Below are 9,713 nucleotides of genomic sequence, written 5' to 3'. Positions count from 1 at the left end.
ACCAACGCCACGCAGTTCTATAACTTATCCCTACCTTTTTTGCATAATCAGATAGTTTCATTCATTTAATGATCGTACATTCATAATATTATACTACAAATGTACATAAATGACTATAAATTCATTAAATTATTGTAGACCACCCGGTTACCTGTATTTAAGAGGTAACTAGACTTTCTGTTTTCCCCCTTGATCTGGGGAGATTAAGGGGGTAAAACAGGAAATGGGTGGTTTCATAGCCAGATTTCTATCCTATCTGATATACATTGGGAAGGAAAGATATTTTGTAAATATTTATGACAATAGCGCTACTCAATAATCGCTATCAAGTTATTCAAGTTTTGGGTGCTGGTGGATTTGGAGAAACTTCCTTAGCTGAAGATACCCATATGCCTTCTCGTCGTCGCTGTGTAATTAAGCAACTCAAACCCATAGTCAATAATCCCTACAATCATAAAATGATTACACAAAGGTTTGAGAGGGAAGCAGCAACTTTAGAAGTCCTAGGGAGGGGTAGCGACCAAATACCGGAACTATATGCTTACTTTAGTGAGCATGGAGAATTTTACTTGGTGCAAGAATGGATTCAGGGACAAACTTTGATTGACATTGTGGAAACTCAGGGTTGTCAAACTGAAAGCAATGTGCGGGAAATTCTTTTGAGTTTGCTATCGATACTAATTTATGTTCACAGTCAAGGTATTATTCACCGGGATATCAAGCCAGATAATATTATCCTGCGTTCGAGGGATAACAAGCCAGTTTTAATTGATTTTGGAGCAGTTAAAGAAACCGTCCGTTCTGTGGCCAGTTCTCCCCATCCAGGGAGTCGTTCCATGGTAATTGGTACCCCTGGATATATGCCCACTGAACAAGCTATAGGACGACCTGTTTACGCCAGTGATATCTACAGCCTAGGCTTGACCGCGGTTTATTTATTGACTGGGAAACACCCCTCAGAATTAGCAACACACCCGCAAACTGGGGAAATTCTCTGGGTGGATTTAGCCCCCAACGTCTCGCCACATTTAGCACAGGTAATTAATCAGTCAATTCAGCCCCATGTGAGCGATCGCTATAGCACCGCTAGTAAAATGCTCTATGCTTTAAAATCTGCTCGTGATACCGCCCAACAGTCTTCTATGACTACCGCCACAGTACATATTAGTCCTAAAAAAATATTATCAACTCACCAAACCCAGGCAATATCTTCTTTGCCAACTATTCCTACCAGCATCTGGCAAAAACCTGTTTTAATTATTGCTAGTTTATTGTTGGGTAGCGTCATAGGTGGGGTGGCAATTTCTAGCCTTACCCGTGAACAACAACCTCAAGTATCTCTGACGACATCATCACCACCCAGACCATTTTCCGAATCAACTGACATCAATCCGACTTCTTTACCAAACTCCTTACCTAAGGAACCTGCTGACACAGCATCTACTCTGCAACCTCCTGTAGAGCCGGTAGTACCTGTACAATCACAGCCCCAAGTAACTGCCAGATTTAAACTCACTCCAGAAACCCCACCACCACCCCCACAGCAAAACCAAGATGGGGCTCCTAGCAACAGCAAAATTTCCAGAGTACCAGCATTTCCTACAGGAACTTCTCAACAGACTGTTAAAGCAGTTTTAGGTCAGCCCAGTAGAAATTCCAGAGGGTTATGGAATACTCGAGCCTTTGTTTATCGGTTAGAAGATAATGTTGATCTTGGTTATTTATTTGACCAGAAAACCGGAGTCTTGCGCCAAACTGAAGCAACTTTTCCCCAATCTATCAACTCAGAAGTAATGCAAAAAACATTACAGGGAATGCTCAATGGTAATGCCAATAGTGATATCAAGCAAGGACTGCAAAAAGTACGCGATCGACAAACTCAGCGATATTCTTTTAAGGTTGGGGAATTAAAAGGTGTAATTGAACGCAACCAGCAGGATAGGATTTACATTGGTGTTTGGGATGCTGATTTGCATTAAAAAAAAAGCCTGCACAAGCAGGCTTTTTCTGAGAGTCCCTAAACTACAAGTTTTAGAAGACAGTCTTGATTACTTAACAGTTACCTTACCGCCGGCTTCTTCGATGCGCTTCTTAGCATCTTCAGCCGCATCCTTAGCAATGCCTTCTTTGACGGCTTTGGGTGCTGATTCCACCAGATCTTTTGCTTCTTTGAGACCTAAACCAGTCAATTCGCGGACAATCTTGAGTACAGCAATCTTCTTGTCAGCAGGAACGGAATCTAGTACCACATCAAACTCGGTTTTTTCTTCCACTGGTTCAGCAGCAACAGCAGCACCAGGAGCCATCATCATCATCCCGCCAGCAGGTGCAGCAGCACTCACGCCGAAGGCTTCTTCAATTTGCTTAACTAACTCAGATGCTTCCAGCAGAGTTAGAGTTTTCAATTGTTCGAGAATTTGATCAGTTGTAGCAGACATTGATATAACTCCTGTAATCTAAATTGTGTTTTTGCCTAGTGAATGAAGGCAAAATTTGGTGTAATGCAGCTTACGCCACGCTCCGCTATGGACGAATTTTATTCAGCCGCACTTTCAGCGCTGTCACCTTGGTCTTTGTCAGCCACAGCTTGCAACGCACGAGCCAAAGAACTGGGAACTTCGTTGATACCCACAGCCAGTTTGGTAGCCAATCCGTTGATAGCTCCGGCAATTTGTGCCATGAGTTGCTCCTTGGATGGCAAGTCTCCTAAAGCCTTGACATCAGCTTCCTTGAGCAGGCGACCTTCCATAACCCCGCCACGAAGTTCTGTCTTCTTGGTGGCTTTCTGAAAGTCTTGATAAGCCTTAATTGCGGATGAAAAATCTTCTTTAACCAACAAAAAGGCAGAAGAACCTTGAAGCAATCCCGAAAGTGGTTGCCAATTCTCGTCACCCTCAATGGCAATGCCCATAAAGGTGTTTTTTGTTACCTTACAAACAGCGCCACTTGGACGTAAGCGCCGCCTTAGGTCGGTAATCTGAGCAACTGTTAACCCCTGGTAATCAATTACCAGTGCCAAAGTTGACTCACTCAAAGTTTCTTTGAGATCAGCTACTATCTCTTTTTTATTTTCTAGCGTTCTACCCATGCTTAGTTTTACCTCCAAGGGCAAAATCTTAATTTTCGACTAAGTAAAACTTGTTTAAATCTAGTTATGGAGACTAAACTCGGTTTTACCTCCTGCGGGTTTTTGTTCACAGGTGTGAATTCGAGAGCAGCCAATTCAAAAATGTTAATACCATTTCTTTGTGCGCCGAATTTCTTTGTTTCTTCCCGTCCGGGTATTTTTTGCTTTTACTATCAGCCAGTCAAAACAATTAACCCCAGCTATACTAGCCGGGGTTTGACAGGAAAACTCTTAATACCTCGATATCTACACCTTAATGGGTAGTAATTCGTGGTAATTAGAGCTTTAACCTCGGCAGGATATTTGAGCCAATGGCTCCTGCTGTCTCCGGCTTGGCTTATTTAGTTTTGGGAGGAGTACAGTCCTGACTCAGGTGGAGAAATGGATGATTTCAACTATCTTTTCTCTTCTCTAGTCTCTAATACCCTTTAAGCTACTTCAGCGACTTTTAAATCCCGTAGAGCATTGATATCGACTTTAATTGATGGCCCCATGGTGGAAGCTACATAAATTGTTCGCCAATAACGACCTTTAGCTCCCGAAGGACGGTTACGGTCGATAGTCTCTTGCAACGCCTTTAAGTTTACCAACAAATCTTCCGGCGAGAAAGACACCTTACCAAACATAACATGGACAATACCAGTTCGATCAGCTCGGAATTCTAATTTACCCGCTTTGAATTCTGCGATCGCACTTGCTAAGTCAAATGTTACCGTTCCCCCCTTAGGAGATGGCATCAAACCCCGCGGACCAAGTAACTTACCCAGTTTTGCCACCTGTGGCATCACATCTGGAGTAGCGATTAGTTTATCGAAATCCATCATACCTTGTTGAATTTCGTTAATCAGCTCATCAGAGCCGACTAGATCCGCACCAGCATTGCTAGCTTCTGCAACTTTTTCACCTCGAGTAATTACCGCCACCCGCACAGTTTGTCCAGTACCTTTGGGCAGTGTTACCGTTGTCCGCAGTTGTTGGTCTGTATACTTGGGGTCAATGCCCAGGCGGATATGCGCTTCTGCTGCTTCAGGAAACTTAGCTGTTGCCGTTTCTTTGAGCAGACTCAAAGCTTCTAATGGCGCATACTCCCTATCTTCTACTTTTTCTAGCAGCGCCTGCAAACGGCGCGATATTTTTTTTCCCATTTTTATCTCCTGGGGTAATTTGCGAGATTAAATCTCTCCCCCGATAAGTTTTTTTATTTACTCGGCGATGGTCACGCCCATATTCTTCGCAGTACCTGCCACAATCTTCATCGCCGCTTCTATATCATTGGCGTTGAGATCAGGCAATTTCGTTTGAGCAATTTCTTGCAGTTGAGCTTTTGTAATTGACCCAACTTTCTTTTTGTTGGGTTCATTAGAGCCTCTTTCAATTTTCGCTGCCTTGCGAATCAGTACTGATGCTGGTGGTGTTTTGAGTACAAATGTAAAACTCCGGTCTTCAAACACCGAAATTTCTACAGGAATTACCATTCCAGCTTGGTCTGCTGTTTTGGCATTGTACTCCTTGCAGAACATCATAATGTTCACACCGTGTTGACCCAATGCGGGACCCACTGGTGGTGCTGGGTTGGCTTTTCCAGCATTCAGGGCCAGTTTAATGACCGCTACTACTTTCTTCGCCATTTGTGTTTAGCTCTGTTTTTCTACCTGATTAAATTCCAATTCTACTGGTGTATCTCGCCCAAAAATCGAGAGCAGGGCTTTTAATTTGCTACGCTCCGGACTGACTTCAATCACCTCACCTTCAAAGTCTTTAAAAGGACCTGAAAGCACGACTATCTTATCACCAGTGACCATGTCAATTTTAACAATCGGCTCCTGTTCACTAGTTTGTTTGAAGATCCTTTCTACTTCTGATGCACCTAAAGGTACTGGTTTCACGTGACCGCGGCTTCTGCTACCGCCACGCTTTTGTTCTGCTCCCACGAAATTAATTACATGAGAGGTATTTCGTACCACCTGCCAAGTGTCATCTTCCATTACCATTCGCACTAGCACATAACCAGGAAAAACCTTTTCCTCTGTTTGCTGACGACTACCATCCTTGCGGATTTTTACCGCTGGCGTGTGGGGAATTTCCACTTGGATAATTTTGTCAGATACATCAAAAGTGTGGATACGTTGCTCCAAATTTGTCTTGACGCGTTTTTCACAGCCTGAGGCTACTTGTACTGCATACCAACGTGCTTCATTAAGCGCCGTTTCTGCTGTTTCCTCAGAATGTAAAGCTGAGTTATATGGTTCGTCTGTTGCAGAAGTCATCAGAATACCTGTTGTGCGACCCAACCGAACAATCCATCGACCAAGTATATCAAAGATGCAGATAGTGTGACCATTAAGAGTACACCTGCTGATTCGCTCACTAGTTGCTTTCGACTTGGCCAAACCACTTTTTCCAGTTCTTCCTTCGTACCCTGAAAGAAGTTGGCTAAACTGAAGCCATTGGTGTTTCCTGGCATTTCTGCCTCATTTTTTTTGGCCACTGTCGTTTTACCCCCGTTTTGTCAATATAAGGTACACCCTGCTCATTTTCATTCCATCTTACTGGAAGCAAAAAAGCTGTAAATAAAAAATAATTACACCCGAAATAACTAGATCCATCTGCCATTTTAGCAGGAATGCTGTTTTTCCGGGGTGTGTTTTTTTCCTTTCAAGCGCGCCCTGGAGGACTTGAACCCCCGACATCAGGTTTTGGAGACCTGCGTTCTACCAACTGAACTAAGAGCGCACAAAGTGGCTTGGATTCAGTCATTGCGCTGAACCTTTTTTAGTATAGCGCATTTTCTCCATTATGTCACCTTTTTTTTTGTCGGGGAAAATTAGCGGCGAATGCCGCTTGATTGTCGAATTTTCTGCCATACTTTAGCCGAAATCTACAAGGCACGGTCAAACCGTTGTTTGATTCTGGTAGCTTTGCCTACACGTTGACGTAAATAATAAAGTTTAGCACGGCGGACTTTACCTCGACGGATGATTTTAATGTTGTCGATGCGGGGAGAATGTAACAAAAATACCCGCTCTACACCAATACCTTGAAACACGCGGCGGACTGTAATAGTTTCGTTAATACCACCATTACGTTTAGCAATCACCACGCCTTCGTAGGGTTGTACGCGAAACTTTTGTCCTTCCTGAATCTTTACACCGACTTTTACAGTATCGCCCACATAGATGATGGGCAAATCCGACTTCAGTTGTTCCGCCTCAATGGAGCGGATAATTTCTTGAGCGTTCATAGTGTTTCTGCTTTAAAAACTCACAATCACTAATCATAAAGCGATCATCCTCTTTCAGTCTACTTATTTAGAGCAAAATCTTGATTAATTCAACATCAGAACTTTTTCTTCCGTCCGCCCATATGGATAAAAATTGGCTTTCCGTGCCGCCAATTGCATAAATCTTCGGCAATACTGTAAAAACAAGGAATTATCAGCAGAGTGAGTAATGTAGCCAAAGACAGACCAGAAAACACAACCACACCCAATGGTTGAAGAAATTCTGAACCTTCACCGATTCCCAGCGCCAAGGGAAACATCCCTAAAACCGTAGTAATAGTAGTCATTAATATTGGACGTAAGCGTTGAGGAGCAGCTTGTAAAATTGCTGTTTTCCTACCAACTTGATCTCTTTGGCGAATTTGGTTCGCTAGTTCTACCATGATGATGGCATTGTTAACAACAATACCCACCAATAATACCGCCCCGACTATGACAGTGGCACCAATGGCTGTATTGGTAATGTAAAGACCAAAAATGCCTCCAGCCAAAGCCAGAGGAATTGTTAACATAATTACCAGGGGGTCAATGAGTGAATTGTATTGCACTGCCATGACGACAAAAACGAGAAAACTAGCTAATCCACCTAATAGTTGCAGTGAGTTCTGTAGTTCCTGATTAGATGCAGCCGCAGAACTGGGTAAAATGCTCACACCGTCAGGTAAACTTATATCACCCAATATGCTATCTACCTGGGTAAAAGCATCACTGAGATTAGCGCCCTCAGTCAAATTACCGGCAATTATCACTACCTGACGCTGATTAATTCTCTGAATCTCCGCAGGAGCTTCGGCTTTAGTAATTGTAGCTATATCCATCAGTCGCACCTGACGGTTATTATTCACGAACAAAGGTAATCTTTCCAATTGAGACACCTCTTGGATGGATGCTTCATTTAACTGTACCCTCACATCCACTAAACGGTTACCGCGTTGGAGTCGGGTAGGAACACTACCGGAAATAGCCGTCTGAATTGTATCGCCAATCTTGATAGTGGTTAAGCCCAAGTTTGCAACTCTTTCCCAGTCAGGAAGAATTTGCAGTTCTGGTTGACGGTCATCGATTTCGGGACGAAATCTCACTAAAGTAGCTTGCTGTTCTAGAGCAGCTAGTACCTCTCCACCAGCTTGTTCGAGTTTCTGTGTATCGTTACCCTGAAGAATAACATCAATATCAGCACCACGTGCTGGAGAATTACTGAGAATTAAGCCCCGCACCTGACCAGGGGAAAGGCGGAGGCGAATTCCTACTAAGTTGATCTGGTTAATTTTTTGGGTAACTCTTTCTATGTAGGCTTCAGCATTACTACCCGCTTTGAGGGTAATAGTGCTAGTACCTCTGAGGGGATTAGCATTGACATTTGTGCCGAAAAGCGCACCACCAGCGGTAGAGAAGACATATTCAGTTTCCGGTTGCTGGAGGAGAATTTCATCCACCATAGCCATAACCTTGCGGTTGGTTTCTAGAGTCGTACCAGATGGAAACTGAGCATTTAATCTGACTTGTCCTGTACTAATGCGCGGGAGGATTTCTTGGGGAATTTGCGGAGCCATCCACAAACTAGCACCCCCAAAAACTACAATAGCGATCGCAACTGTTAAAAATCGCCAGCGCAATACTTCAGACAAAAATCGCCTATATGCATTTGTCGCTGCATAAAAGCGGCGGTTAAATGCTTGTAGTAACCAAAACTTACTCAACCCACTGGAAAATCGCCATGCCAAAGTCCGTGAAGTGAGCATAGGTATAATAGTTACCGCAATCAAAATGGAAGCCGCCACAGAAAAGCTGATAGTGAGAATTAACTCATTGAATAGTAGTGATATAAAGCCGCCAATGAGCAAAAACGGCATCACCGCCACTAAGTTTGTACTGGTAGAAGCAATTAAAGCCGACTCTACTTCCTGACTGCTGTGTTGAGCTTGTTGAATAAGTTCATGGGAATTCAGGCGGGTTTTACTATCCTTACCGGGAGTCATACCTGCACCCTGAGCAATATTCTCCAACATGACAATGGAGTTATCCACCACAATTCCCACCCCCAAAGCTAAACCACCCAAACTAAAAACGTTGAGGGATAACCCAAATATTCCCATTAAGATAATGGCGGCTAAACTAGCTAAAGGAATAGCAATGACAATAATAAAAGTTTGTCGCAGGGAACCCAAAAATAGCAAAACTGCGGTAGCAGCTAGCGCTGTACCCATCAACCCGGCCGTAACGACATTAGAAATGGAATTGCGGATAAACTTTGACTCATCCAAGGTAGATGTGAGTATTGTCCCTTCAGGAAATACACCCGATGCTTCCAGTTGTTCTAAACGTTTTGTGACAGCATCAACAACATTAACAGTATTAGCATCCGGTTGTTTTTGAATACTAAGTTTAACAGCTGGTTCCCCATTCAGTAAAACGTAGATGCGCTGCTGTTCAGAACCATCAATAACTTGAGCAAAATCTCGCAAATAAACACGACGATCAGATAAGAGCGTCTGGCTATTATCATCTAGTACCGAACGGACTTCAAAAGACAAATTTCTAATTTCATCAGCATTTTGAAACCGCCCCACAGTCCGAGTCAATGGCTCAGAATTTGACCCTAAAAGCCGACCCCCAGCAACATCTTGATTGCGGTTTCTCAGTTCATCCAGGACATCTGTCAAACCCACACCCAAAGCTTGTAAACGGTCTAAATCAAGATTGACTCTGACTTCTTCTTTCACCCCTCCCGATACCTCTACCCCTGCGACTCCGGGGACAACACCGAGTTCACGCGCTAGTTCTTCCTCGGCAAAAACCCGCAAATCTAGGCTTTGTAGAGAGGGTGAGGTTAACGCAAACTCATAAACTGGTAACTGGGAAGGATCGAATTTGAATAAACGCGGTGTTTCAATGCTCTCTGGTAATCTCCCTCTAGCTCTATTTAAGGAGGCTGTAGCATCGTTTAGGGCTTGATCAATATTGCCCCCTGGTTGAAAATACAGGTCTAAACTTACCCTTCCTTCACGAGTTTGAGAAAAAATCTGGAGTACACCTTCTGTTGCAGAAAAGGCTGATTCTAACGGTCTTGTAATTTCATCAATTGCTACCTCTGGAGAGATTCCCGGTGCTTCTATTCTCACACCAATTCGGGGATAGGTAATTGATGGTAGTAAATCTACGGGTAATTTTATAATAAAGAATACTCCTAATACGAACACAGCTAGAGCTAACATCAGTGTGGCAATGTGTCGCCGGATAGAAATACTACTGATACTAAATCCACCTTTCTGTATTTCTTGCATCTATTGCTCATCTCCGATAAAA

The 9,713-nt window shown here is 43.3% G+C and carries 9 protein-coding genes, 1 tRNA gene and 1 other annotated feature; of the genes, 1 reads left to right on the top strand and 9 read right to left on the bottom strand.

What is annotated here, in order from left to right; genetic code table 11:
- The first annotated feature begins 296 nt into the window (after positions 1–296).
- Complete coding sequence (locus NWP22_RS05010; protein ID WP_271731717.1) at positions 297–1,979, top strand: serine/threonine-protein kinase; 1,683 nt, start codon at positions 297–299, stop codon at positions 1,977–1,979.
- A gap of 69 nt (positions 1,980–2,048) precedes the next feature.
- On the opposite strand, the gene rplL is transcribed toward NWP22_RS05010, so the two are convergent.
- The 9 genes from rplL to NWP22_RS04965 form a co-directional block, all read right to left on the bottom strand.
- Entirely contained in the window at positions 2,049–2,438 is a 390-nt protein-coding gene (gene rplL, locus NWP22_RS05005) for a 50S ribosomal protein L7/L12 (RefSeq protein WP_271731718.1), read from the bottom strand.
- 98 nt (positions 2,439–2,536) lie between these two features.
- Positions 2,537–3,088 carry a 50S ribosomal protein L10 gene (gene rplJ / locus NWP22_RS05000; RefSeq protein ID WP_271731719.1) on the bottom strand — a complete coding sequence of 184 codons (552 nt, stop codon included), beginning with the start codon at positions 3,086–3,088 and terminating at the stop codon, positions 2,537–2,539.
- 218 nt (positions 3,089–3,306) lie between these two features.
- Positions 3,307–3,476 (bottom strand) — a sequence feature (ribosomal protein L10 leader region).
- Between the two features lie 79 nt (positions 3,477–3,555).
- Positions 3,556–4,272: a 50S ribosomal protein L1 gene (gene rplA, locus NWP22_RS04995; protein WP_271731720.1), complete on the bottom strand. Its 717-nt coding sequence runs from the start codon at positions 4,270–4,272 to the stop codon at positions 3,556–3,558.
- Between the two features lie 57 nt (positions 4,273–4,329).
- Positions 4,330–4,755, bottom strand: coding sequence for a 50S ribosomal protein L11 (gene rplK, locus NWP22_RS04990; protein ID WP_271731721.1), 426 nt, complete (start codon positions 4,753–4,755; stop codon positions 4,330–4,332).
- A 6-nt stretch (positions 4,756–4,761) separates the two neighbouring features.
- A complete protein-coding gene (nusG, locus tag NWP22_RS04985; protein ID WP_271731722.1) occupies positions 4,762–5,394 on the bottom strand; it encodes a transcription termination/antitermination protein NusG in 633 nt (210 codons plus the stop codon).
- A complete protein-coding gene (gene secE, locus NWP22_RS04980; RefSeq protein WP_271731723.1) occupies positions 5,394–5,615 on the bottom strand; it encodes a preprotein translocase subunit SecE in 222 nt (73 codons plus the stop codon). The genes nusG and secE overlap by 1 nt, the downstream gene beginning before the upstream one ends.
- A gap of 172 nt (positions 5,616–5,787) precedes the next feature.
- Positions 5,788–5,860 (bottom strand) — tRNA-Trp (locus NWP22_RS04975).
- Positions 5,861–6,005: 145 nt separating this feature from the next.
- Positions 6,006–6,368, bottom strand: a complete 363-nt coding sequence (rplS, locus tag NWP22_RS04970) for a 50S ribosomal protein L19 (protein WP_271731724.1) — start codon at positions 6,366–6,368, stop codon at positions 6,006–6,008.
- Positions 6,369–6,463: 95 nt separating this feature from the next.
- Complete coding sequence (locus NWP22_RS04965) at positions 6,464–9,691, bottom strand: efflux RND transporter permease subunit (protein WP_271731725.1); 3,228 nt, start codon at positions 9,689–9,691, stop codon at positions 6,464–6,466.
- Positions 9,692–9,713 lie beyond the last annotated feature (22 nt).

Source organism: Anabaenopsis tanganyikae CS-531, assembly GCF_029891675.1.
Lineage (GTDB): Bacteria > Cyanobacteriota > Cyanobacteriia > Cyanobacteriales > Nostocaceae > Anabaenopsis > Anabaenopsis arnoldii.
Note: the sequence above shows the minus strand (reverse complement) of the source record. Positions and strands in the feature narration are given on the sequence as shown.

Excerpts from the sequence above, each read along its gene's own strand:
- rplL (WP_271731718.1), bottom strand. The coding sequence starts at position 2,438 with ATGTCTGCTACAACTGATCAAATTCTCGAACAATTGAAAACTCTAACT.
- rplS (WP_271731724.1), bottom strand. The coding sequence starts at position 6,368 with ATGAACGCTCAAGAAATTATCCGCTCCATTGAGGCGGAACAACTGAAG.
- nusG (WP_271731722.1), bottom strand. The coding sequence starts at position 5,394 with ATGACTTCTGCAACAGACGAACCATATAACTCAGCTTTACATTCTGAG.
- NWP22_RS04965 (WP_271731725.1), bottom strand. The coding sequence starts at position 9,691 with ATGCAAGAAATACAGAAAGGTGGATTTAGTATCAGTAGTATTTCTATC.
- NWP22_RS05010 (WP_271731717.1), top strand. The coding sequence starts at position 297 with ATGACAATAGCGCTACTCAATAATCGCTATCAAGTTATTCAAGTTTTG.
- rplA (WP_271731720.1), bottom strand. The coding sequence starts at position 4,272 with ATGGGAAAAAAAATATCGCGCCGTTTGCAGGCGCTGCTAGAAAAAGTA.
- rplJ (WP_271731719.1), bottom strand. The coding sequence starts at position 3,088 with ATGGGTAGAACGCTAGAAAATAAAAAAGAGATAGTAGCTGATCTCAAA.
- rplK (WP_271731721.1), bottom strand. The coding sequence starts at position 4,755 with ATGGCGAAGAAAGTAGTAGCGGTCATTAAACTGGCCCTGAATGCTGGA.